This is a genomic window from Mycolicibacterium sp. XJ662 (assembly GCF_053484035.1).
In genome coordinates this window covers 72,255-94,167 of record NZ_JBEFTL010000004.1, presented here as the reverse complement: position 1 = coordinate 94,167, position 21,913 = coordinate 72,255, and the positions used below count along the sequence as shown (strand labels likewise).

The 21,913-nt window shown below is 68.0% G+C and carries 24 protein-coding genes; 11 read left to right on the top strand and 13 right to left on the bottom strand.

All coding sequences use genetic code 11. The annotated features are described in order from the left end of the window. Positions 1-20 precede the first annotated feature (20 nt). Entirely contained in the window at positions 21-527 is a 507-nt protein-coding gene (gene ilvN, locus ABQE93_RS13905) for an acetolactate synthase small subunit (protein ID WP_448408551.1), read from the bottom strand. Further along, positions 527-2,389, bottom strand: coding sequence for an acetolactate synthase large subunit (locus ABQE93_RS13900; RefSeq protein ID WP_448408552.1), 1,863 nt, complete (start codon positions 2,387-2,389; stop codon positions 527-529). The genes ilvN and ABQE93_RS13900 overlap by 1 nt, the downstream gene beginning before the upstream one ends. 261 nt (positions 2,390-2,650) lie before the next feature. Between ABQE93_RS13900 and ABQE93_RS13895 the strand changes: the two genes are divergently transcribed. After that, entirely contained in the window at positions 2,651-3,067 is a 417-nt protein-coding gene (locus ABQE93_RS13895) for a PH domain-containing protein (protein WP_448408553.1), read from the top strand. 3 nt (positions 3,068-3,070) lie between these two features. Here ABQE93_RS13895 and ABQE93_RS13890 read toward each other — a convergent pair whose 3' ends face one another. After that, complete coding sequence (locus ABQE93_RS13890) at positions 3,071-3,895, bottom strand: DoxX family protein (RefSeq protein ID WP_448408555.1); 825 nt, start codon at positions 3,893-3,895, stop codon at positions 3,071-3,073. Between the two features lie 135 nt (positions 3,896-4,030). Here ABQE93_RS13890 and ABQE93_RS13885 point away from each other — a divergent pair, with 135 nt between their 5' ends. Beyond that, positions 4,031-5,152 carry a PQQ-dependent sugar dehydrogenase gene (locus ABQE93_RS13885; protein WP_448408557.1) on the top strand — a complete coding sequence of 374 codons (1,122 nt, stop codon included), beginning with the start codon at positions 4,031-4,033 and terminating at the stop codon, positions 5,150-5,152. Between the two features lie 16 nt (positions 5,153-5,168). Here the strand turns inward: ABQE93_RS13885 and gatB are convergent, their stop codons facing one another. Both gatB and ABQE93_RS13875 read right to left on the bottom strand, forming a co-directional pair. Then, positions 5,169-6,671, bottom strand: coding sequence for an Asp-tRNA(Asn)/Glu-tRNA(Gln) amidotransferase subunit GatB (gatB, locus tag ABQE93_RS13880; protein WP_448408558.1), 1,503 nt, complete (start codon positions 6,669-6,671; stop codon positions 5,169-5,171). A gap of 24 nt (positions 6,672-6,695) precedes the next feature. After that, positions 6,696-7,169: a MarR family winged helix-turn-helix transcriptional regulator gene (locus ABQE93_RS13875; RefSeq protein ID WP_448408560.1), complete on the bottom strand. Its 474-nt coding sequence runs from the start codon at positions 7,167-7,169 to the stop codon at positions 6,696-6,698. Positions 7,170-7,242: 73 nt separating this feature from the next. Here ABQE93_RS13875 and ABQE93_RS13870 point away from each other — a divergent pair, with 73 nt between their 5' ends. Next, on the top strand, positions 7,243-7,938 hold the full coding sequence (locus tag ABQE93_RS13870; RefSeq protein WP_448408561.1) for an NAD(P)-dependent oxidoreductase: 696 nt from the start codon (positions 7,243-7,245) through the stop codon (positions 7,936-7,938). A gap of 12 nt (positions 7,939-7,950) precedes the next feature. Here ABQE93_RS13870 and ABQE93_RS13865 read toward each other — a convergent pair whose 3' ends face one another. From ABQE93_RS13865 to gatC, 3 genes are all read right to left on the bottom strand, one after another. Then, complete coding sequence (locus ABQE93_RS13865) at positions 7,951-8,982, bottom strand: ATP-dependent 6-phosphofructokinase (protein WP_448408563.1); 1,032 nt, start codon at positions 8,980-8,982, stop codon at positions 7,951-7,953. A 76-nt stretch (positions 8,983-9,058) separates the two neighbouring features. Next, entirely contained in the window at positions 9,059-10,540 is a 1,482-nt protein-coding gene (gene gatA / locus ABQE93_RS13860; RefSeq protein WP_448408565.1) for an Asp-tRNA(Asn)/Glu-tRNA(Gln) amidotransferase subunit GatA, read from the bottom strand. Further along, a complete protein-coding gene (gene gatC, locus ABQE93_RS13855; RefSeq protein ID WP_448408566.1) occupies positions 10,537-10,836 on the bottom strand; it encodes an Asp-tRNA(Asn)/Glu-tRNA(Gln) amidotransferase subunit GatC in 300 nt (99 codons plus the stop codon). The genes gatA and gatC overlap by 4 nt, the downstream gene beginning before the upstream one ends. Positions 10,837-10,908: 72 nt before the next feature. Between gatC and ABQE93_RS13850 the strand changes: the two genes are divergently transcribed. The 6 genes from ABQE93_RS13850 to ABQE93_RS13825 all read left to right on the top strand — a co-directional run bounded on the left by ABQE93_RS13850 (position 10,909) and on the right by ABQE93_RS13825 (position 15,272). Continuing rightward, positions 10,909-11,565: an ACT domain-containing protein gene (locus tag ABQE93_RS13850; protein ID WP_448408567.1), complete on the top strand. Its 657-nt coding sequence runs from the start codon at positions 10,909-10,911 to the stop codon at positions 11,563-11,565. 78 nt (positions 11,566-11,643) lie between these two features. Beyond that, positions 11,644-12,255 carry a DUF4178 domain-containing protein gene (locus tag ABQE93_RS13845; RefSeq protein ID WP_448408568.1) on the top strand — a complete coding sequence of 204 codons (612 nt, stop codon included), beginning with the start codon at positions 11,644-11,646 and terminating at the stop codon, positions 12,253-12,255. An 8-nt stretch (positions 12,256-12,263) separates the two neighbouring features. Then, positions 12,264-12,767, top strand: coding sequence for a DUF2617 family protein (locus ABQE93_RS13840; RefSeq protein ID WP_448408570.1), 504 nt, complete (start codon positions 12,264-12,266; stop codon positions 12,765-12,767). Continuing rightward, positions 12,764-13,192, top strand: a complete 429-nt coding sequence (locus ABQE93_RS13835) for a DUF4247 domain-containing protein (protein ID WP_448408572.1) — start codon at positions 12,764-12,766, stop codon at positions 13,190-13,192. The genes ABQE93_RS13840 and ABQE93_RS13835 overlap by 4 nt, the downstream gene beginning before the upstream one ends. A gap of 47 nt (positions 13,193-13,239) precedes the next feature. Then, positions 13,240-13,698: a DUF350 domain-containing protein gene (locus ABQE93_RS13830; protein WP_448408717.1), complete on the top strand. Its 459-nt coding sequence runs from the start codon at positions 13,240-13,242 to the stop codon at positions 13,696-13,698. Then, positions 13,695-15,272 (top strand): polyamine aminopropyltransferase, encoded by a 1,578-nt coding sequence (locus tag ABQE93_RS13825; protein WP_448408574.1) that lies wholly within the window; start codon positions 13,695-13,697, stop codon positions 15,270-15,272. The genes ABQE93_RS13830 and ABQE93_RS13825 overlap by 4 nt, the downstream gene beginning before the upstream one ends. Before the next feature lies 1 nt (position 15,273). On the opposite strand, the gene ABQE93_RS13820 is transcribed toward ABQE93_RS13825, so the two are convergent. Together ABQE93_RS13820 and ligA are read right to left on the bottom strand one after the other, a co-directional pair. Continuing rightward, on the bottom strand, positions 15,274-15,528 hold the full coding sequence (locus ABQE93_RS13820; protein ID WP_448408575.1) for a metallothionein: 255 nt from the start codon (positions 15,526-15,528) through the stop codon (positions 15,274-15,276). A 164-nt stretch (positions 15,529-15,692) separates the two neighbouring features. Further along, complete coding sequence (gene ligA / locus ABQE93_RS13815) at positions 15,693-17,801, bottom strand: NAD-dependent DNA ligase LigA (RefSeq protein ID WP_448408577.1); 2,109 nt, start codon at positions 17,799-17,801, stop codon at positions 15,693-15,695. A gap of 156 nt (positions 17,802-17,957) precedes the next feature. Between ligA and ABQE93_RS13810 the strand changes: the two genes are divergently transcribed. Then, positions 17,958-18,362, top strand: coding sequence for an MmcQ/YjbR family DNA-binding protein (locus ABQE93_RS13810; RefSeq protein WP_448408579.1), 405 nt, complete (start codon positions 17,958-17,960; stop codon positions 18,360-18,362). A 38-nt stretch (positions 18,363-18,400) separates the two neighbouring features. Next, positions 18,401-20,005 carry a 4-coumarate--CoA ligase family protein gene (locus tag ABQE93_RS13805; RefSeq protein WP_448408581.1) on the top strand — a complete coding sequence of 535 codons (1,605 nt, stop codon included), beginning with the start codon at positions 18,401-18,403 and terminating at the stop codon, positions 20,003-20,005. 1 nt (position 20,006) lies between these two features. Here ABQE93_RS13805 and ABQE93_RS13800 read toward each other — a convergent pair whose 3' ends face one another. The 3 genes from ABQE93_RS13800 to ABQE93_RS13790 all read right to left on the bottom strand — a co-directional run bounded on the left by ABQE93_RS13800 (position 20,007) and on the right by ABQE93_RS13790 (position 21,806). Next, complete coding sequence (locus ABQE93_RS13800; RefSeq protein WP_448408582.1) at positions 20,007-20,876, bottom strand: hypothetical protein; 870 nt, start codon at positions 20,874-20,876, stop codon at positions 20,007-20,009. A 118-nt stretch (positions 20,877-20,994) separates the two neighbouring features. Next, a complete protein-coding gene (locus ABQE93_RS13795; RefSeq protein WP_448408584.1) occupies positions 20,995-21,324 on the bottom strand; it encodes an ArsR/SmtB family transcription factor in 330 nt (109 codons plus the stop codon). Next, a complete protein-coding gene (locus ABQE93_RS13790) occupies positions 21,321-21,806 on the bottom strand; it encodes an SRPBCC family protein (RefSeq protein ID WP_448408586.1) in 486 nt (161 codons plus the stop codon). The genes ABQE93_RS13795 and ABQE93_RS13790 overlap by 4 nt, the downstream gene beginning before the upstream one ends. Positions 21,807-21,913: the final 107 nt, after the last annotated feature.

Genomic DNA, 21,913 nt, shown 5'->3' with positions numbered 1-21,913 from the left:
TTCGGCTAACTTCTGGGTGCCTATTTCACGGTGCCAATGCCGCGCGGTCCACGCGACAGCGACACAATCCCGGACTGCACCAGCTCTCGGATCCCGTAGGGCTCCAACACGCGCAACAGCGCATCCAGTTTGTCCTGGGTGCCCGTCGCCTCGACGGTCAGGGATTCGGTGGACACGTCGACGACCTTGGCGCGGAACAGGTTAACGGCCTCGATGACCTGCCCGCGGGTGGCCGCGTCGGCGCGGACCTTGATCAGCGCCAGTTCACGCGCGACGGAGTTCTCCTCGTCCTGCTCGACAATCTTGATCACGTTGACCAGCTTGTTGAGCTGTTTGGTGATCTGTTCGAGCGGGGCCTCTTCGACGCTGACCACGATGGTCATCCGCGACATGTCCTTGTGTTCGGTGGCACCGACCGCCAACGACTGAATGTTGAACCCACGCCGGGAGAACAGCGACGCCACCCTGGCGAGCACGCCCGGTTTGTCTTCGACGAGCACCGACAGCGTGTGCGTCTTGGGCGCCATCAGGCGTGTCCTTCTTCCGGGTCGTCGAACAGTGGCCGGATGCCGCGGGCAGCTTGGATCTCGTCGTTGCTGGTGCCCGCGGCCACCATCGGCCACACCTGGGCGTCGGCGCCGACGATGAAGTCGATCACCACCGGGCGGTCGTTGATCTCGCGGGCCTGTTTGATGACGTCTTCGACGTCTTCGGCTCGCTCACAACGCAATCCGACACAACCGAGCGCCTCGGCCAGCTTGACGAAATCCGGGATACGCCGGGAGTGGGTGGACAGATCCGTTTGGCTGTACCGCTCTTCGTAGAACAGGGTCTGCCACTGCCGGACCATCCCGAGGTTGCCGTTGTTGATGACCGCGACCTTGATCGGCGCGCCCTCGACGGCGCAGGTGGCCAACTCCTGGTTGGTCATCTGGAAGCAGCCGTCGCCGTCGATCGCCCACACCTCGGTGTCTGGCCGGCCGAACTTGGCGCCCATCGCGGCCGGGACCGCGAAGCCCATGGTGCCAAGACCACCGGAGTTCAACCAGGTTTTCGGCTTCTCATAGGAGACGAACTGCGCGGCCCACATCTGGTGCTGCCCAACGCCTGCCACATACACCGCGTCGGGGCCGGCCATCTTGCCCAGCGTTTCGATCACGTACTCGGGCGACAGGCTGCCGTCGCTTTGCGGACCGTAGCTCAGCGGGTAGGTGTCCTGCACGCCGCGCAGGTACTCCATCCAGTTGTCGATCGCGATGTTATCGGCCGCGCCGTCGCGACCCAAAACCTCGATCAGGTCGGTGATCACGTGCTTGACGTCACCGACGATCGGAACGTCGGCGAAGCGGTTCTTGCCGATCTCGGCCGGGTCGATGTCGGCGTGAATGACCTTGGCTTCCGGCGCAAACGAATCCAGCTTGCCCGTCACCCTGTCGTCGAAGCGGGTGCCCAGCGCGATCAGCAGGTCGCTGCGTTGAAGGGCGGCCACCGCCGACACCGAGCCGTGCATGCCGGGCATGCCCATGTTCTGCGGATGGCTGTCGGGAAATGCCCCGCGGGCCATCAGCGTGGTGACGACGGGGATGCCGGTCAGCTCGGCGAGCTGACGCAGCTCCTCGCTGGCCTCGCCGCGGATCACGCCGCCGCCGACGTAGAGCACCGGCTTGCGGGCGGCGGTGATCAGCTTGGCGGCCTCGCGCACCTGGCGGCTGTGCGGCTTGGTGTTGGGCTTGTAGCCGGGCAGGTCGAACTGCGGCGGCCAGGTGAAGGTGCACTGACCCTGCAGCACATCCTTGGGGATGTCGACCAGCACCGGACCGGGACGGCCCGACGCGGCGATGTGGAACGCCTCGGCGATCACCCGCGGGATGTCGTCGCCGCTGCGGACCAGGAAGTTGTGTTTGGTGATCGGCATCGTGATGCCGGAGATGTCGGCTTCCTGGAACGCGTCGGTGCCGATCAGGGCGCGCCCGACCTGACCCGTGATCGCCACCACGGGAATCGAGTCCATGTGCGCGTCGGCCAACGGGGTGACCAGGTTCGTCGCACCGGGGCCCGAGGTCGCCATGCACACCCCGACCTTTCCGGTGGCGTGCGCGTAGCCGCTGGCGGCGTGGCCTGCGCCCTGCTCGTGGCGGACCAGCACGTGGCGCAGCTTCTGCGAGTCGAAAAGCGGGTCGTAGACCGGCAACACCGCACCGCCGGGAATTCCGAACACGACGTCGACGTCGAGCATCTCCAGCGCCCGGATCACGGCCTGCGCTCCGGTGAGTTGTTGTGGCTCAATGCGTTCGGCCGGGGCTGCTGGTCTTGAGCCGGCGGAAGCAGCGGCACCGCCGTTGGGCGTGCTCGCCGACTGCTCCAGTGGCCGCGTGGTAGGTGCGCTCACGGTGTCTGTCTCTCCTAAATCCTGTGCGGATCCGTATCTAGGGTCTCAAATCGGTAATGGGGCAAGAAAAAACCCCCGCCAGCTGGGCTGCTGTACGAGGGTCGCGCGTCGATGCTGGTGGCTATGCCCGGCTTGGGGCCAGCGCGGCATCAACGCGCTTCCCAATTACTACGAGCAATCCCGGGGCCTGCATAACCGTCGACGGTAGCCTCTGCACTGGTCAAAGGTCAAATCACCGCACCTCGGTGGCGTTGGCGGCGCATGCGCACCAAATGCGAAGATAGCCGGGTGAGCTCCCCTGCCGAGCAAAAGCCCGTCGTCATCCGGATTTCGCCGACGGCCCATATCGCGGTCGGGTTCGTGACGTTGGGTCTGCTCGCGATCGTGCTGGCCGGTCCCAGCTGGACAGTGGTGCTGATGGTGATCCCGGTGTTGCTGTCGGCATACATCATCCGGTGTCGCACGGTGGCTGATGCCACCACGGTGACCGCGCGCACGTTTCTCGACAGCCAGACCATGAACTGGGACGACGTCGCCGGCCTGCAGTTCGACAAGGGCACGTCGGCCTACGCCCACCTCAAGGACGGTCGACGGGTGCGGCTGCCCGCGGTGACGTTCTCGACGCTGCCGTTGTTGACCGAGGCCAGCGGAGGTCGCGTCCCCAACCCGTACGCGTAGCCGCTATCCGAGCGGGTTGCCGCCGTTGAGCAGCACCCAGATCGCCACGCCGGCCCCGACGCCGAGCAGCAACGCGACAAACGACCCGATGAAGGGCCGCCGCGACCAGCCGCGTGTGGCGTCGAGCCCGTACCTGCCGGGTCCGACGAGGATGATCGCCGCGACGGCGACCGCCAGGAACACCTGGTATTCGTGGCCGTCGGTGAGGAACGACGCGAGCCTGGCTTCCTCGTGGGCGATCATCGCCTCGGCCAGCACCCCGGTCACGAGGTAGGCGAGCGCCCCGGCAGCCGCGACCGGGGTGAACAAGCCGAGGATCAAGAGCACACCGGCGGCGATCTGACCGCCGGTCGCCACATAGGTCAGGATGTCGGGGTACTGGAAGCCCATCGCGGCCAGGTCGGCTTTCCAGCCGTCCAGGCCGGGGCCGCCCCACAACCCGAATGCTTTCTGCAGTCCGTGGGTGATGAACAGCACGCCCACGGCCACCCGCAGCAGCAGCAGGCCCAGGTCCTGGGTGCCGCGGCGGTCGCTTCCGCCGGCGTACGGATCGGGTTGGATCGCGGCCGGTTCGGGGCTGTAGGTGCCCGTCGCCTGCCCCGGTTGCACGTACGGCAACGGTTCGGGATCGTTGAGCAGCCCGAACCCCGACGCCGCCGGCGCCGAGCCGCTCGAGTCGTAATGCGGGATCGTCGTGGTTTCGAAATCCCCCGCGTAGTTGGCGGACGGCAGATCGTCCTCGGGGTCGACCAGGCTTGCCGACACGGGCCGGTGGGCCGCGTCGTCGGGCCGCTGCCAGGCGCGTGGGTCTTGGGGTTGACTGGTCACGTTGCCAGAGTAAGTGCTTGTCACCCCGGAACCGAGGATTGGCACGGCGCTTTCGCCGCTTATTCGCCCGGTTGACGCAGCCGTCGCGGCGGTCTGCGTGGCGCGTATCGCCGAACGATCCGTAACCTGGCTCGCATGAAACTGCGCCGGCCGATGCGGACCGTGTTCGCCGTCGTATGCGCGGCGTTGCTGGTCGGGTCCGGATGTGCCCGGTTCGACGACGCGCAGTCCCAGCCGTTCACCACCGAGCCGCAGCTGGCGCCGGGGCCCACGACGACGCCGACACCTCCGCCGCCGCTGCCGCCCAAACCGTTCCCGAAGGAGTGTCCGGCACCCGGCGTCATGCAGGGCTGCCTGGAGAGCACCAGCGGGTTGATCATGCTTCCCGACAGCCAGTCGGCGCTGGTCGCCGAGCGGGTCACCGGCGCCGTCAAGGAGGTGTCGGTACGGGCCGAGCCGAAGGTCAAGGTCACGCTGCCGGTCGACGGGTCCGGTGACGGCGGGTTGATGGACATGGCGTTGTCGCCGACGTATTCGCAGGACCGGCTGATGTACGCCTACGTCAGCACTCCGACCGACAACCGGGTGATCCGTATCGCCGACGGCGACGTTCCCAAGCCGATCCTGACCGGCATCCCCAAGGGCGCGGCCGGCAACACGGGCTCGTTGATCTTCACCAGTCCGACGACGCTGCTGGTGCAGACCGGTGACGCGGGCAACCCCGCCGATGCCGCCAACCCGGCTTCGCTGGCCGGCAAGGTGCTGCGTATCGAGCAGCCCACGACCGTCAACCAGGCGCCGACGACGACCGCGCTCGCAGGGATGGGGTCGGCAGGCGGCATGTGCATCGACCATTCGGACGGCTCGCTCTACATCACCGACCGCACCCCGACCGCTGATCGGCTGCAGCGCATCACCAAGGACTCGAAGACCTCGACGGTGTGGACCTGGCCGGACCGTCCGGGGGTGGCGGGCTGCGCGGCGCTCGACGGCACGGTGCTGGTGAACCTGGTCGACACCAAGCAGACGGTCGCGGTGCGGCTGGCCCCGGACACCGGCGCGGTCACCGGCGACCCGGAGGTGGTGCGCCAGGACCAGCACGGCCACGCGTGGGCGTTGGCGCTCTCACCGGACGGCAACGTGTGGGGCGCGACGGTCAACAAGACCGCGGGCGATGCGGAGAAGCTCGACGACGTCGTCTTCCCGCTGTTCCCGCAGGGCGGTGGGTTCCCGCGTCGCAACGAGGACCAGACGTAACCCGTTTCACCGCGGGTCAGCTGCAGGCGGCGAGCACCAGTTCGCGGACCCGCGCCGCGTCGGCCTGACCCTTGGTGGCCTTCATGACGGCGCCGACGATCGCGCCCGCGGCCTGCACCTTGCCGCCGCGGATCTTCTCGACGACGTCGGGGTTGGCGGCCAGCGCCTCGTCGACGGCGGCCTGCAGCGCCGAGTCGTCGCGCACGACCTCGAGGCCGCGGTCGGCCATCACCTGTTCGGGTTCGCCCTCGCCGGCGAGCACCCCCTCGACGACCTCACGGGCGAGCTTGTTCGACAGCTTGCCGTCGTCGACGAGCTTGACCACCGCGGCCACCTGCGCGGGCGTGATCGGCAGCGCGTCGAGTTCGACTCCGGCCTCGTTGGCCTTCTGCACCAGGAAGTTTCCCCACCAGGCCCGGGCCGCGTCGCTGGAGGCACCGTGGTCGACGGTGGCGGCGATCAGGTCGAGCGCACCGATGTTGACGAGGTCGCGCATCACCTCATCGGAGATTCCCCAGTCGTCCTGAATGCGCTTGCGCAGCACCCACGGCAGCTCCGGGATGGTCTTGCGCAGCCGCTCGATCCACTCCGCATCGGGCGCCACCGGCTCGAGGTCGGGTTCGGGGAAATACCGGTAATCCTCGGCGGTTTCCTTGCTACGTCCCGGTGAGGTGTGTCCGTCCTCGTGAAAGTGCCTGGTTTCCTGGGTGATTCGACCACCGGACTCCAGAACCGCTGCCTGACGGCGCATCTCGTAGCGGACGGCGACCTCGACGCTCTTGAGCGAGTTGACGTTCTTGGTCTCGGTGCGGGTGCCGAACTCTGCCTGTCCGATCGGTTTGAGCGAGACGTTGGAGTCGCACCGCATGGAGCCCTGGTCCATCCGCACGTCCGAAACATCCAGCCCGCGCAGCAGATCCCGCAACGCGGTGACGTAGGCACGCGCGATCTCGGGTGCGCGTTCGCCGGCGCCCTCGATGGGTTTGGTGACGATCTCGATCAGCGGCACACCGGAGCGGTTGTAGTCGATCAGCGATGTCGTCGCGCCCTCGATGCGGCCGGTCTCGCTGCCCAGATGCGTCAGCTTGCCGGTGTCCTCTTCCATGTGCGCCCGCTCGATCTCGACGCGCCAGGTGCTGCCGTCGTCGAGTGGGACGTCGAGATAGCCGTTGATCGCGATCGGCTCGTCGTACTGGCTGATCTGGTAGTTCTTCGGCATGTCCGGATAGAAGTAGTTCTTCCTCGCGAACCGGCACCACGGCACGATCTCGCAGTTGAGCCCCAGCCCGATGCGGATCGCCGATTCGACCGCCTTCTCGTTGAGCACGGGCAGCGAACCGGGCAGCCCCAGGCACACCGCGCACACCTGGGTGTTGGGTTCGGCCCCGAACTTGTTGGCGCAGCCGCAGAACATCTTCGTCGCCGTCGACAGCTCGACGTGCACCTCGAGGCCCAGCACCGGCTCGTAGCGCGCAATCACGTCGTCGTAGTCGAGCAGTTCGGGAGCGGCGACAGTCATGCCCGCAAGTCTAGTGGGGTGCGGTCAGCCCAGTTTTGGGTGCACGCCGGGTATCAGGCCCGCTGCGGCGGACATCCGCTGCAGCTGACGCAACACGTTCTTGCGCTCGGCGGCCGTCAACGTCGCGGTGATTTCGTCCTCCTGCGCGCGGCCCTCGGCGTCGAGCTCCGGCAGCAGTTTGCGCGCCTTGTCGGTTAGCGTCACGGCGAACGCCCGGCGATCGCCGGGATGCGGCATCCGCGTGACCAGGCCCTGCGCCTCGAGCTTGTCGACCACCGTCACCATCACGTTGCGGTGGATGCCCAGCTGCGCGGACAGCTGGCGTTGCGACTGGCCGTCGTCGGCCGATAGAGCCTTGAGCACCGCGTAGGTGCGTGGCTCGACGCCGAACGGTTCGAGCCGGCGCACGAAGTCCTCGGCGAGGTACACGCCGAGTTGGGACAACAGGAACGGAATGCGTTCGTGCAGCGCACTGATGCCGTGCGAGCGCTCACCCATCCGGCGAGACTAGCACTCATGGTGATAGTCACCTATCGTGATAATCATACTGCCATGACTAGTTAGGAGATTTATGCGTATCGCGATCTTCGGCGCCAACGGACCGACCGGCCGACTGGTGACCCGGCGCGTACTGGACGCCGGCCACTCCGCAATCGCGGTGACGCGGCGACCGGCCGACTTTCCGTTCGCCGACGACCAGCTGGAGGTGGCAGGCGCCGACGCACGAGACGCCGCGGCCATCGCCGGCGTCGTCGCCGGAGCCGACGCCGTGTTGTCGAGCCTGGGTGTGTCGTTTCGCTTCGGGCCGATCGACACGTATTCCGTCGGGGTGAAGAACATCGTGGCGGCCATGCGCGCCAACGACGTGCGTCGGCTGGTCGCGGTGAGCTCCACCGGCGCGCACGACTATCCCAACCGCGTCGATCCCCCGTTCGCCCTGCGAATCATCGAACCCGTCATCACGCGCACCATCGGCAAGAGCACCTACGACGACCAGCGCCGCATGGAGAACATCGTGTACGGCAGCGGCCTCGATTGGACGGTGGTGCGACCGTCCGGGCTGTTCGATCTGCCCACTCCCACCGAATATGTTGCCGGAGAGGTGAATCCGGTCGGCGCGTTCACAGCGCGCGTCGACCTCGCCGACTACATGACCCGGCTGGTCGGCGACATGACCACCGCGGCAAAGACCGTCGTCGTCTCGACAATCGAGCAGGTTCCCACGATGTGGCAGATGCTGCGCCGTGAAGCCCTCGACAGCACATGAGCACCGTCGTCGTCAGCCGAAGAACTCCGCGGCGTCGTCGTATCGGCTCTGCGGCACCAACTTCAACTGCCGGGTGGCATCGGCCAGCGAGACCCGGCCGATCTCCTGACCCCGTAACGACACCATCATCCCGTACTCCCCCGCGTGCGCGGCGTCGGCGGCGTTGACGCCGAACCGGGTCGCCAGCACGCGGTCGTAGGGCGTGGGCGTACCGCCGCGCTGCACATGCCCGAGCACCGTGACCCGGACTTCTTTGCTGATGCGCTTTTCCACCTCGATGCCGAGTTGCTGCGCCACCCCGGTGAAGCGCTCGTGGCCGAACTCGTCGAGCCCGCCTTCCCGCAACTGCATCGTGCCCTGGGCAGGTTTGGCGCCCTCGGCCACCACACAGATGAAGTGCGAATCACCACGCACGAACCGTGCCTTGATCAACCGGCACACTTCTTCGACGTCGAAGGGCTGCTCGGGAATCAGCGTCATATGCGCGCCGGACGCCAGGCCGGCGTTCAACGCGATCCAGCCGGCGTGCCTGCCCATCACCTCGACGAGCATCACCCGCTGATGGGATTCGGCGGTGCTGTGCAACCGGTCGATGGCCTCGCTGGCCACGCCGAGTGCGGTGTCGTGACCGAATGTCACGTCCGTGCAATCGATGTCGTTGTCGATGGTCTTGGGCACCCCGACCACCGGGACGTTCTCCTCGGAGAGCCAGTGCGCGGCGGTTAACGTTCCTTCGCCGCCGATCGGGATGAGCACATCGATGCCGTTGTCGTCGAGCGTCTGCTTGATCTGCTCCAGCCCGGCGCGCAACTTCTCCGGATGCACCCGGGCGGTGCCGAGCATCGTGCCGCCCTTGGCCAGCAGCCGGTCGTTGCGGTCGTCGTTGGCGAGTTGGATGCGTCGGTTCTCCAGCAGGCCCCGCCAGCCGTCCTGGAATCCGACGACCGAGGACCCGTATCGCACGTCGCAGGTGCGAACGACCGCCCGGATCACCGCGTTCAAGCCAGGACAGTCACCGCCACCGGTCAGAACTCCGATACGCATGCCCCCATCCTTCCCGAGCGCACGGTTGTTTGCGCCCCTACTCGACGTTTGCGTACAACTTGCGTGCGCCCGGCGGCTAGATGGCCGTCGGCAGCGGACCCCGCGCGGCTTCGTAGGCGGCGCCGACCCGATACAGCCGGTCATCGGCCAACGCGGGCGCCATGATCTGCAGGCCCACCGGCAGGTTGTCGTCGGAGGACAGGCCGGACGGCACCGACATACCGCAGTGGCCCGCCAGGTTCAGCGGCAGCGTGCACAGGTCGAACAGGTACATCGCCAACGGGTCGTCGACCTTCTCCCCCAGCCCGAATGCGGTGGTCGGGGTGGTCGGCGAGATCAGCACGTCGACGCGCTGATAGGCCTCGTCGAGGTCACGCGCGATCAGCGTGCGGACCTTCTGGGCCTGGTTGTAGTACGCGTCGTAGTAGCCCGCCGACAGCGCGTAGGTGCCAATCATGATGCGGCGCTTGACTTCTGGACCGAAGCCGGCAGCGCGCGTCAACGCCATCACCTCTTCGGCACTGTGGGTGCCGTCGTCGCCGACGCGCACGCCGTAGCGCATACCGTCGAACCGCGCCAGGTTCGACGACACCTCCGACGGCAGGACCAGGTAGTAGGCGGCCGTCGAGTAGTCGAGGTGCGCGCAATCCACCTCGGTCACCTCGGCGCCCAGCGCGGTGAGCTGGGCGACCGCGGAGTTGAACGACTCGAGCACCCCCGGTTGATAGCCGTCGCCGCGCAGCTGGCGCACCACCCCGACCCGCACACCTTTGAGGTCACCGGAAGCGCCGGCGCGCGCCGCACCCACCACGTCGGGTATCTCGACGTCCAACGACGTGGAGTCGCGCCGGTCGTGTCCGGCGATCAGCTGGTGCAGCAGCGCGGTGTCGAGCACGCTACGCGCGCACGGCCCGCCCTGATCCAGCGACGACGCGCACGCCACCAGCCCGTAGCGCGACACCGTCCCGTACGTGGGCTTCACCCCGACGGTCGCGGTGAGCGCCGCGGGTTGCCGGATCGACCCGCCGGTGTCGGTACCGATGGCCAGCGGCGCCTGAAACGCCGCCAACGCTGCGGCGCTGCCGCCGCCGGATCCGCCGGGCACCCGCTCGACGTCCCACGGGTTGCGGGTGGGGCCGTATGCCGAGTTCTCGGTGGAGCTGCCCATCGCGAACTCGTCCATGTTGGTCTTGCCCAGGATCGGGATGCCCGCCGCCCGCAGCCGCACGGTCACGGTCGCGTCGTACGGCGAGCGCCAGCCGTCGAGGATCTTGGACCCGCAGGTGGTGGGCATATCGGTCGTGGTGAAGACGTCCTTGAGCGCCACCGGGACACCGGCCAGCGGCGAAGGCAACGCCTCCCCGGCCGCCACCGCGGCGTCGACCCTGGCGGCCGCGGCCATCGCGCGGTTCTCGGCGACGTGCAGGAACGCGTGGTAGCGCTCGTCGGTGGCAGCGATCTGATCGAGGCACGCCCTGGTGACCTCCGCCGAGGACACCTCCTTGGTGGCGATCTTGTGGGCCAACGTCGCCGCGTCCGACCGCAGGAGCTCGTTCATTCGGCCTCCCCGAGGATGCGCGGAACGCCGAACCGGCCCTCGACGGCCGTCGGCGCCGCTGCCAGGACTTCGTCCTGGGTCAGCGACGGCACAACCTCGTCGGGCCGAAACACGTTGACGTCTTTCAGCGGGTTGTCGGTGGCCTCGACGCCGGCGACGTCGACGGCCTGGATCTGGCTGACGTGACCGATGATGGCGTCCAACTGGCCGGCGAAGCCGTCCAGCTCGTCATCGGTCAGGGCGAGCCGGGCCAGGCGCGCGAGGTGGGCAACCTCGTCTCGAGAGATCTGTGACACGCCGTCAACCCTAACGACCGCCGGATCAGCGCCCGCGCTGCCGATCACCGGAGGCTGTGTAACAGTGTGCGCGTGCCTTCGTATCTGCTGCGCGTCCAGCTCGAGGACCGGCCGGGCAGCCTCGGCGGATTGGCCGTGGCGCTCGGTTCGGTGGGCGCCGACATCCTGTCCCTCGACGTGGTCGAACGGGGTTCGGGAATCGCGATCGACGACCTCGTCGTCGAGCTGCCGCCTGGTGCGATGCCCGACATGTTGATCACCGCCGCCGAGAAGATCGACGGCGTCCGCGTCGATTCCGTACGTCCGCACACCGGGCTGCTGGAGGCCCATCGTGAACTCGAGCTCATCGACCGCGTGGCGGCGGCCTCCGACAAGGACAAGCTGCAGGTGCTCGTCGACGAGGCGCCCCGGGTGCTGCGGGTCGGGTGGGCCTCGGTGGTCCGGCTGGCCGAATCCGGGCCGCACCGCGTCGTCGGCAGCGGGGGCGCACCGGAGACGAGAACGGCCGAAACACCCTGGCTGCCGCTGGAGCGTCCCGAAGCGCTGGACGCGACGGCCGACTGGGTGCCCGACCTGTGGCGCGAAATGAATACGACGCTGGCCGCCGCGCCCCTTGGTGATCCTCACACGGCGCTCGTGGTCGGGCGACCGGGCGGACCGCAGTTCCGGCCCTCGGAGATCGCCCGGTTGGGCTACCTGGCCGGGATCGTCGCGACGATTCTGCGCTGACCCGGGACACCAGCCAGCCTGTACCGTGAGCTGATATCCGCTTGACGCACCGCCGCAAACCGTACGGAAGGGCTCTGCGTGGACACGTTGCTAATCCTGGTCGCCATCATCTTGCTCATCGCGGCAATCGTCGTGCTGGTCGTGGCGTTGCGCCGGCCGAAGAAGTCCGAAACCGACACCGGACGCCAAGACCCGTTGAAGTTCGCTGCGACCATGCCGCAATTCGGGCCGCGCCAGCTCGGGCCAGGCGCGATCGTCTCCCACGGCGGGCTGGACTACGTCGTGCGCGGTTCGGTCACACTGCGTCAGGGACCGTTCGTGTGGTGGGAGCACCTACTCGAAGGCGGTAGCGAACCGTTGTGGTTCAGCGTCGAAGAAGACGAGGGCCGGCTGGAACTGATGACGTGGCGGCGGCGCAAGGACGTCACGCAACAACCCAACGGTCCACTCGAGGTGGACGGGGTCTCCTACCGGCAGACCGAACGCGGTCGCGCCTCCTTCACGACCGAGGGCACCACCGGCCTACCCGCGGGCGGCGAGATGGAATTCGTCGACTACGCCGATGCCGACGAGACGTCGTTTCTCGGGTTCGAGCGTTGGGCAGCGGACATGCCGTGGGAGGTTTCCGTCGGAAACCCGGTGCTTCCAGGCGAATTGACCGTGTACCCGGCTCCACCACCCAACGCTTAGGAACGTCGTTGCCCCTGCACCACCTGGCCGTCAGCCCGGCCGACGTTTCCGGGGCCGGGCTGCGGCTCGCGCTCAACGCCGCCGCGCCGACACCCCTGGCCGCCTGCCGGCTGACCCATCCCGACGGCGGCGAACTCGTGCTCGGGGTGCTCGGAGCCTCCCACATGGTCACCGTCGAACACCCGAAACATGCTTTCTCGGAGGAGGTTTCGTGTACTGCCGAGGCCTCCACCGAGTTGCCGCACCGCGCCGCCGCCGCCGGCTACCTGCTCGAGTCACGTCAGGAGACCCACGGCGAGAGCAGCTTTCGGGCGCTGGCGCAGCTTTTGCGTACCCGCTGCGCGCGGGAGCCCGGATGGCTGGGCGGCGCGTTCCCCGGCGATGACGCCGCGTTGACGGCGTTGGCCGCCGAACCCGACGGCCACGGGTGGCGGTGGCGGACCTGGCACCTCTACCCGGATCCCGATGGCGGCGGCACCGTCGTGCACACGAGCAGCCGGTGGCGGCCATGAGCCGCACCGGCCTGTTCTGGCTGTCCGGCGGGCTCGCCCTCGGCGGGATCGTGTGCTTGATCATCGGCGTGTCGATGCTGCCCGACATCCGAACACATGTGGCCGAGACCTACCCCGCGTATTCGCACGGCGCACAGGCCACCAGCTACGAGTGCAACGGCTCACCGGCCGAGGTGGCCGACCGGCTGGCCGACTACAAGAGCCCGGAGGCGCGCGCCACCGACCGCGGCTCGCAGTACCTGCGCTACGACGACGACATCGTCATCGTCGGGCCGGACGGCAATCGCCCCTGCAGTATCCGCGTCGAGGACACCAACGCCCGATACAGCCACGGCGGTTTCATATTCCTGGGGCCCGGTTTCTTCCCCGGGTCTCCGGCGGGCGGTGCGGGCGGCAGTCCTGGCGGCCCGGGTGGGTCGAAATGATGTGCGCACCAAGACCAATGAGTTAAGGAGAGCAGATGCCCCTCGACATGTATTCCGCCGCCGTCGAATTCGGAACGGTCAGCGGTGAAAACCTCGTGCAGAACGTCGTTGCCGCGCTGCTGTACTTCGCGATCGGCGTCTTTGTGCTGGCGGCCGGTTTTGTGATGGTCGACGCGCTCACGCCGGGCAACCTGCGCCAGCTGGTGTTCGTCGAGCGGCGACCCAACGCCGTCGCCGTCGCGTGCGGCATGTACGCCGCGCTGGCGCTGGTGGTCGCCACCGCGATCATCGCCAGCTCCAGCGAACTGGGCCAGGGCCTGGTGGATGCCGCGGTGTACGGGCTGGTCGGGGTGGCGCTGCAGGGCGTGGCGCTCATCGTGCTCGAAATCGTGGTCCCCGGGCGCTTCCGCGACCTCATCGCCGATGAGCGTCTGCATCCCGCGGCCATCGCCACCGCCGTGACGTTGCTGGCCGTGGGAGGGGTGAACGCCGCCGCGCTGTCATGACGGCGACCGAGCGTCCACCGGAGGCGGCGCCGCAGGTCGGGACGACGCGGTGGCGCGCCCTGCTGCTCGCGGCGGTCGCGGCGTGCGCGGCGTGCGGACTGGTCTACGAACTGGCCCTGCTGACGCTGTCGGCGAGCCTGCACGGCGGTGGCATCGTCGCGATGTCGTTGATCGTCGCGGGCTATGTCGCCGCGCTCGGGGCCGGGGCGCTGCTGGTCAAACCGCTGCTGGGGCGGGCGGCCATCACGTTCATCGCCGTCGAGACGTTGTTGGCGTTGATCGGCGGCCTATCGGCGGCCGCGCTGTACGTGGCGTTCGCGTTCGTCGGCGGTTCACTGTGGGTGCTCGTGGTGGGCACCCTGTTGATCGGCAGCCTGGTGGGCGCCGAAGTGCCGCTGCTGATGACCCTGCTGCAGCGAGGCCGCATCTCCGGCGCCGCCGACACCGGGCGGGTGCTGGCCAACCTCAATGCCGCCGACTATCTGGGTGCGCTGATCGGTGGGCTGATCTGGCCGTTCATTCTGTTGCCGCAGCTGGGCATGATTCGCGGTGCCGCGGCCACGGGTGTCATCAATGTGGTGGCGGCCGCGGTGGTGGCGGTGTTCCTGCTGCGCCGGATTGTCAGCGCACGCGAATTCGCCACGGCACTGGCGGTTTTGGCGACCGCACTGGCGGTGTTGGTGACGCTGCTGGTGCGCGCCGGCGACATCGAGACCTCGACACGGCAACGGCTGTATGCCGATCCGATCGTCGCGCTCGAACGATCGCCGTACCAGGAGATCGTGGTCACCCGCCGCGGCGATGACACCCGGCTGTATCTCGATGGCGGGCTTCAGTTTTCGACCCGCGACGAGTACCGGTACACCGAGAGCCTGGTCTATCCCGCGCTCGGTGAGGGTGCGCGCTCGGTGCTGATCCTCGGTGGCGGTGACGGCCTGGCTGCTCGGGAAGTGTTGCGCCAGCCCGGGGTCGACACGATCGTGCAGGTCGAGTTGGATCCCGCGGTGGTGCAGATGGCCCGCACCACGCTGCGCGAGGCGAACGGCGGCGCGCTCGACGATCCGCGGGTCGATGTCGTCCTCGACGACGCGATGCGGTGGCTGCGCGAGACCCCGCCCGACCGCCTACCGCCGGGCGGTTTCGGCGCGGTGATCGTCGATTTGCCCGACCCGGATACCCCGGCGCTGGGCCGGTTGTACTCGGTGGAGTTCTATGCGTTGATCAGCGGGGTGATGGCCGCCGACGGGCTGATGGCGGTGCAGGCCGGCAGCCCGTTCGCGACGCCGACGGCGTTCTGGCGCACGGTCTCCACGATCGGGGCGGCCGGCTACGCCGTCACGCCCTACCACGTGCATGTGCCGACGTTCGGCGACTGGGGCATGGTGTTGGCGCGCAACGGGTCAAGCGCGCCGACGCCGACGGTTCCCGCCGACGCACCAAAGTTGCGGTACCTCGATCAGCAGGTGCTCGACGCGGCGACGGTATTCGGCGGCGACGTGCGTCCGCAGTGGTTGGCGCCGTCGACGCTGGACCATCCGCGCATCGTCGACGATATCCGCAAGGGCTACCGGTGAGTCAGCCGCCGGCCGGCACCGGGTAGCGGTCGTTGACGTCGGCGTTGGAGTCTTTGCGCGCGCAGTGTGCGCAGCAGAAGATCGCGTCGGGGGTTTCGATGCCGTGGCCCAGGATGCGGCAGCCACAGTGTGCGCATTCGGGCGCCAACTGCGAGGCGGCGCATTCGATGCTGTCGAAGGTTGCGCTCTCACCATCGCCCCACGTCACGGTGAACGCCTTGTCGTACTCATTGCCACAGGTATCGCAGATTGCCATCAGAACTCCTTGTCACTCGTCCACTCGGGTGCCCGGTGGGCCGGGGTGACAAACGCGCGCGGCTCTCCTTCACCGCACCTCCCCTGTCGCCGACAGGGACATTTGCGCGGGAAAGTGCGAGTAGTTCTCGCCATTTCGTCGATCTCGGGGAGAGGAGAAAGAAGTCACACCCCGTCGGGTCCGGTTTCCAGCAGCCGGCGAAAGCCGTCCTCGTCGAGGATCGGCACACCGAGTTCGACCGCCTTGTCGTACTTGGACCCGGGTGAATCACCGGCGACCACATAGGCGGTCTTCTTCGACACCGAACCCGCCGCCTTACCGCCCCGCGCGACGATGGCTTCCTTGGCGTCGTCGCGGGAGAACCCGGCCAGCGACCCGGTGACGACGATCGAGAGCCCCTCGAGGTGGCGTTCGATGCTCTGGTCGCGTTCGTCGGCCATGCGCACCCCCGCAGCGCGCCACTTGTCGACGATCGCGCGATGCCAGTCGACCGTGAACCATTCGGTGACCGCCGCGGCGATCGTCGGCCCGACACCCTCGACCGCGGCCAGCCGTTCCTCGGAGGCCGACATGATCGCCTCCAGGCTGCCGAACTCGGTGGCCAGTGCCCGCGCAGCCGTCGGGCCCACGTGCCGAATCGATAGCGCGACCAGGATCCGCCACAGCGGACGGGTTTTGGCTTCGTGCAGGTTGACCAGCAGCCGCTTGCCGTTGGCCGACAAGTTGCCGTCCTTGGTGCGGAACAGCTCGGTGCGCAACAGGTCTTCGCTGCCGAGCGTGAACAGGTCACCCTCGTCGGTGATGACCCCGCTGGTGAGCAGCGCGACGGCCGCTTCGTAGCCCAGGCCCTCGATGTCGAGCGCGCCGCGGCCGGCCAGGTGAAACACTCGCTCGCGCAGTTGCGCCGGACAGGACCGGGTGTTCGGACAGCGGATGTCGGCGTCGCCCTCCTTGGCCGGCGCCAGCGTGGTGCCGCACTCCGGACACGTTGTGGGCATGACGAATTCGCGCTCGGAGCCATCGCGCAGATCCACGACGGGTCCCAGCACCTCCGGGATCACGTCGCCGGCCTTGCGGATCATCACGGTGTCCCCGATCAGCACGCCCTTGCGTTTGACCTCCGAGGCGTTGTGCAGCGTGGCCTGGCTGACCGTGGAACCGGCGACCTTGACCGGCTCCATCCACGCATACGGCGTCACCCGGCCGGTGCGGCCCACGTTGACCTTGATGTCGAGCAGTTTGGTCTGGGCCTCCTCGGGCGGGTACTTGTAGGCGATCGCCCACCGCGGCGCCCGCGACGTCGACCCGAGTCGGCGCTGCAGCGCCACCTCGTCGACTTTGACCACCACGCCGTCGATTTCGTGCTCGACCTCGTGGCGGTGTTCACCCCAGTAGGCGATGCGCTCGGTGACGGCCTCCATCCCCTGCACCCGGGCGGTGTGCTCGGAAACCGGCAGCCCCCACGCCCGCAGCGCGCGGTACGCCTCGTGCAGCGAGTCCGGGCGGAAGCCCTCGGCGCGACCGATGCCGTGGCAGATCATCCGCAGTTTGCGGCGCGCGGTGACGGCCGGGTTCTTCTGCCGCAACGATCCGGCCGCGCTGTTGCGCGGGTTGGCGAACGGAGGCTTGCCTTCGGCGACCAGGCCGGCGTTGAGTTCTTCGAAGTCGGTCACCCGGAAGAACACCTCGCCGCGTACCTCCAGAACCTTCGGCAGCGGGCATTCCTTGGTGGCGGTGAGCTTTTGGGGAACGTTGTCGATGGTGCGGGCGTTGAGCGTGACGTCCTCGCCGGTGCGTCCGTCACCCCGGGTCGCGGCGCGCTCCAGCCGACCGTCGCGGTACACCAGCGACAGCGCCACCCCGTCGATCTTGAGCTCGCACAAAAAGTGTGCGTCGTCGCCGATCTCGTCTTTGATGCGCGCGGCCCACGCGGCCAGCTCCTCGGGGGTGAAGGCGTTGTCCAGGCTGAGCATCCGCTCCAGGTGTTCGGCAGCGGTGAAGTCGGTCGCGAAGCCGGCGCCGCCGACCAACTGCGTCGGCGAGTCGGGGGTGCGCAACTCGGGATGCTCGTCCTCGAGCGCCTCCAGTTCCCGCAGCAGCTTGTCGAAGTCGGCGTCGGAGATGATCGGCGCGTCGCGCACGTAGTAGCGGAACTGATGCTCGCGCACTTCGTCGGCCAGTTCCTGCCAGCGCCGTCGCACGTCGGCGTCGGGGGCGTCCTCGACCTGTTCGGCCAGCGTCTTCTCGGGGTCCGGCGTTGCCTCGGAACTCACCCTCGAAGGCTAACCGAGCCCGCCGACAGCCACCGTCGTGCGCCCAGATCAGCGGTGTCTTCCAGACCGACGCTTCGGCTGGTTTCCGGCCGCCGAATCGACCATTGCGTCGGTTTGACGTCACCGGCGCGCAGTCCCGCCGTTACCCTGTCGGGCATGCCGCACCCGATCATGTTCCGCGACGACGACCTTGGGCTGGCGCAGGTGCGTGAGATCGCGTTGGGGTTTCCCGAGGCGTTCGAGAAAATCTCCTGGGGCAGGCCGGTGTTCTGCGCCCCGAAGATCTTCGCCATGTACGGCGGCAGCGCCAAGACCGAGACCAAGGGCCAATACGTCCAGTACCCGCATTCGGTCCTGGTCAAGGTCGACGAAAGCGACCGCCGTGCGCTCGAAGCCGACCGCCGCTTCTACTACCCCGCCTACATGGGGCCGTCCGGGTGGCTGGGCCTGGATCTGACCGCGACCAAGAAGATCGACTGGGGCGAGGTGCGTGAGCTGATCGACGCGTCGTTTCGATTGGTAGCGCCGAAGAAGCTCATCAACCGCCTCGACGTAGGGTGAGCGGGTAAGCGGCGGACCATCATCCGATCGGAGGCGTCTTGAGTTTCGCCAGTCCCTTTCCCGAAGTCGACATTCCGTCCACCAACGTCTACGACTTCCTGTTCGGCGATATCGCCGAGGACGACCTCGACCGGATCGCCCTGATCGACGCCAAGTCCGGCCGCGAGACCAGCTATCGCGAGATGATCGGCCGCGTCGACGCGTTCGCCGGCGCCCTGGCCGGACGCGGGATCGGTGTCGGCGACGTCGTCGCGCTGCTGTCGCCGAACAGTTCGGGGTTCGCCGTGGCGTTTCACGGCATCCTGCGTGCCGGGGCGACGGCCACCACCGTCAATGCGCTGTTCACCGCCAAGGACATCGCCAAGCAGCTGACCGATTCGAAAGCCAAGATGCTGGTCACCGTGACACTGCTGCTGGCCCAAGCTCAAGAGGCCGCACGCGCGGTCGGGTTGGCCGACGAGAACCTCGTCGTGCTCGACGGGGACGGGCTGGCCGCCACCGGCCATCCCAACGCCGCCGATCTGATGGAACCGGGCCTGCGACCGCCCGACGTCAGCTTCGCACCGTCGACACATCTGGCGGTGCTGCCCTACAGTGCGGGAACCACCGGCAACCCCAAAGGCGTGATGCTCACGCACCGCAACCTGGTGGCCAACGTCGCGCAGATCAGGCCGTTGCACGGCATGGTGCCCGACGACACGATCCTGGCGGTGCTGCCGTTCTTCCACATCTACGGAATGACGGTGCTGCTCAACGCCGCACTGCATGCGCGCGCCCGGCTGGTGATCATGGGCAGCTTCGACCTCGAGGCCTTCCTGTCCAACATCGCCACCCACAAGTGCACGATCGTGTTCATCGCGCCGCCGGTGGCCGTGGCGCTGGCCAAGCACCCGATGGTCGACGAATACGACCTGTCGTCGCTGAACACCGTGATGTCGGGGGCCGCACCGCTGGACGCCGATCTCGGCCACGCCGTCGCCAAACGGTTGGGCTGCACCGTGGTTCAGGGCTACGGGATGAGCGAGCTCAGCCCGGTCAGCCACATCACCCCGTTCGACGGCGGACGCCAGGAGATGGGCATGGTCGCGCCGCTGAGCTCGGTGGGCTGGACGGTGTCCAACGCCGCGTCCAAGCTGGTCGACCCCGAGACCGGCGACGAAATCCTCCCGCCCGCAGAGGGTCTCAGCACAACCGGTGAGCTCTGGTTCAAGGGGCCCAACGTGATGGCCGGCTACCTCGGCAACGCGGCCGCCACCCGGGAGACCATCGACGACGAGGGCTGGTTGCACACCGGTGATCTGGCGCAGATCGACGCCGACGGCTGCGTGTACATCGTCGACCGCCTCAAGGAACTGATCAAGTACAAGGGCTATCAAGTGCCACCCGCCGAACTCGAGGCGGTGCTGCTGGGTCATCCGGGCGTCGCCGACGCGGCGGTGGTCGGGGTGCCCGGCGCCGACGGCGAAGAAGTACCGAAAGCGTTCGTGGTCAAGCAGTCTGACGCACAGCTGACCGAGGACGAGGTGATGGAGTTCGTCGCCGGTCAGGTCGCCCCGTACAAGAAGGTGCGTCAGGTAGCTTTCATCGACGCGATCCCCAAATCGGCGTCCGGGAAGATTTTGCGCAAGGACCTGCGTAGCTGACTCAGCGCCGGTGCAGGCGGTCGGCCGTCTGCGCGGCGCGCGCCTGCCGGTAGCCCAACGCGGCACCGGCGGCGGGGAGCAACAGCAACCCGATGAGACCCCACAACGACGTCCAGTCGGCCGTCGGCGCGACCGAGAACTGCTTCGCCAAGGCCGGCGGCGCGGAGAAATGGGGCAGCCACCTCGGCGGTGCCGGAGGGGTCGGATGGGGCGGAGGTGTCGCAGGCGGGGGCGCAGGCGGCGCGACGGCCGGGGTCGGCGCGGGGGCCTGCCAACGCGGCGCCGGATCGGTGCTCTGCAGGCCGGGTTCGCGGCCGTTGCCGACGATGACCCGGGGCGCCTCGAATGTGTTCGCCGGTCCGGCGGCCGGTTCGGAGCCGTCCGCGCCGGTGGCGCCGGTCTCGAGTGCAGGGACGACCGGGGCCGGTGCCTCGACGGGCGGGCTGCTGGCGATGGCCGAACGGCCGCCGATCGCAGGCGGGTTCGCCCGCGGCGGCGCCTCGCTGACCGGAGCGCGGGCGGCGACGCCGGCCCGTGCGTTCGGTGCGGCTTGCTGAGGTAGTTCGCGCCCGGAGCCGACGCGGGACTGGGGGCCGTCGCTGCCGGCGCGGTTCCAGCCGCCGTTGTTGTCGCGGTCGTCGCCTCGGCGTCCGCGGTCGAAGTCGTGGCGATCGCCGCGGTGGTTGTGGTTGCTCTTCGAGCCGCCGCGACCGTGCCCGCCGCCGCGGTCGGCGCTGGATCCGCGATCCGAGCCGCCGCCGCGCGAACCGCCCGGATCCGCTGTCACCGTCGCCATGCCGGGGCCGCCGATCAGGAGAAATACCGATACGACACCGACGACCGCCGCCCCGCGCGGGTTTAGTCGGGCCACCATTACTCTCCTGCGACTGGCAAAGACGATTCGGCGCTGAACCACCATGATTGTCGCACGCGGCAATGGCGAACATCGACAATCTCGCCTAAGCCACGCAAATTGTCAGACCTGCTCACTATTCATCTTCGACGTAAGCGCGCAATCGGTCGATCGCACGATCCCAGCGACGCGACAAACTCGTCAGGTAGTCGCTGGCGTCGGTCAGCGGCTCGGGCTGGATCCGCCAGATGCGTTCCCGACCACGACGCTGGCTGCTCACCAGGCCGACAGCTTCCAAGAGCACCAGATGCTTTGTGGCGGCCTGCCGGGTGACCGGCACCGCTTGCGTCACTTCGGTCGTCGAACTGGGCCCGCCGTCGCACAGCCGGGTCAGAATGCGCAGCCGGTTGGCGTCGCCCAACGCATCGAACACCGGTGCCCGCTCGACGAGGGCCGAGGCGCTCACACCGTCTCGCTCATCGTGACGTACCTGCGCACCAGTTCGGTTTGCGTCGCCCATCCCGTGCTGTTGTCTTCGAACGCCGACGCCCGACGATCGGCGGGGATGGCATCGAAACCGGACTCGACGATGCGCAACAACACACCGTCGGCGGTCTCCTGCAGCGTGAACTCGACAAGCGTGGTGGGCCCGTCCTCGCCTTCTTCGACGACGTATGGGCGCCAGCGATAGGCCAGTCGCCGCGGTGGTTCGACCGCGACGATCCACCAGGTCTCCGCGATACCCTCATACGCCTCTTGGCTTTTGGCGATGTCCTCGTCGACCGCCGTCGGCGTCATGACCCCGGTGAGCTCGGCGCCTTCGACGAACGGCGCGTCGAAACGGACGCCGAACCACTGGCCGAACTCGTCGGCGTCGCTGATGGCCCGCCAGACCCGTTCGAGCGGAGCCTTCAGCACGATTTGCTTTTCGATTCGATCGGAATTCATGTGCAACCTCCTGGTTGCCTGTGACGCTAACGGGCGGACACCCGATGCGCAACCCTGCGGTTGCGTTTTGTTTGCGTTTCTTCGCTGATTTCTGCCGGAGGGTCGCG

What these genes read in the sequence shown, in the direction of transcription:
- ilvN (WP_448408551.1), bottom strand. Translation starts at nt 527, where the DNA reads ATGGCGCCCAAGACGCACACGCTGTCGGTGCTCGTCGAAGACAAACCG.
- ABQE93_RS13895 (WP_448408553.1), top strand. Translation starts at nt 2,651, where the DNA reads ATGCGCACCAAATGCGAAGATAGCCGGGTGAGCTCCCCTGCCGAGCAA.
- ABQE93_RS13885 (WP_448408557.1), top strand. Translation starts at nt 4,031, where the DNA reads ATGAAACTGCGCCGGCCGATGCGGACCGTGTTCGCCGTCGTATGCGCG.
- gatB (WP_448408558.1), bottom strand. Translation starts at nt 6,671, where the DNA reads ATGACTGTCGCCGCTCCCGAACTGCTCGACTACGACGACGTGATTGCG.
- ABQE93_RS13875 (WP_448408560.1), bottom strand. Translation starts at nt 7,169, where the DNA reads ATGGGTGAGCGCTCGCACGGCATCAGTGCGCTGCACGAACGCATTCCG.
- ABQE93_RS13870 (WP_448408561.1), top strand. Translation starts at nt 7,243, where the DNA reads ATGCGTATCGCGATCTTCGGCGCCAACGGACCGACCGGCCGACTGGTG.
- ABQE93_RS13865 (WP_448408563.1), bottom strand. Translation starts at nt 8,982, where the DNA reads ATGCGTATCGGAGTTCTGACCGGTGGCGGTGACTGTCCTGGCTTGAAC.
- gatA (WP_448408565.1), bottom strand. Translation starts at nt 10,540, where the DNA reads ATGAACGAGCTCCTGCGGTCGGACGCGGCGACGTTGGCCCACAAGATC.
- ABQE93_RS13835 (WP_448408572.1), top strand. Translation starts at nt 12,764, where the DNA reads ATGAGCCGCACCGGCCTGTTCTGGCTGTCCGGCGGGCTCGCCCTCGGC.
- ABQE93_RS13830 (WP_448408717.1), top strand. Translation starts at nt 13,240, where the DNA reads ATGTATTCCGCCGCCGTCGAATTCGGAACGGTCAGCGGTGAAAACCTC.
- ABQE93_RS13825 (WP_448408574.1), top strand. Translation starts at nt 13,695, where the DNA reads ATGACGGCGACCGAGCGTCCACCGGAGGCGGCGCCGCAGGTCGGGACG.
- ABQE93_RS13820 (WP_448408575.1), bottom strand. Translation starts at nt 15,528, where the DNA reads ATGGCAATCTGCGATACCTGTGGCAATGAGTACGACAAGGCGTTCACC.
- ABQE93_RS13810 (WP_448408579.1), top strand. Translation starts at nt 17,958, where the DNA reads ATGCCGCACCCGATCATGTTCCGCGACGACGACCTTGGGCTGGCGCAG.
- ABQE93_RS13790 (WP_448408586.1), bottom strand. Translation starts at nt 21,806, where the DNA reads ATGAATTCCGATCGAATCGAAAAGCAAATCGTGCTGAAGGCTCCGCTC.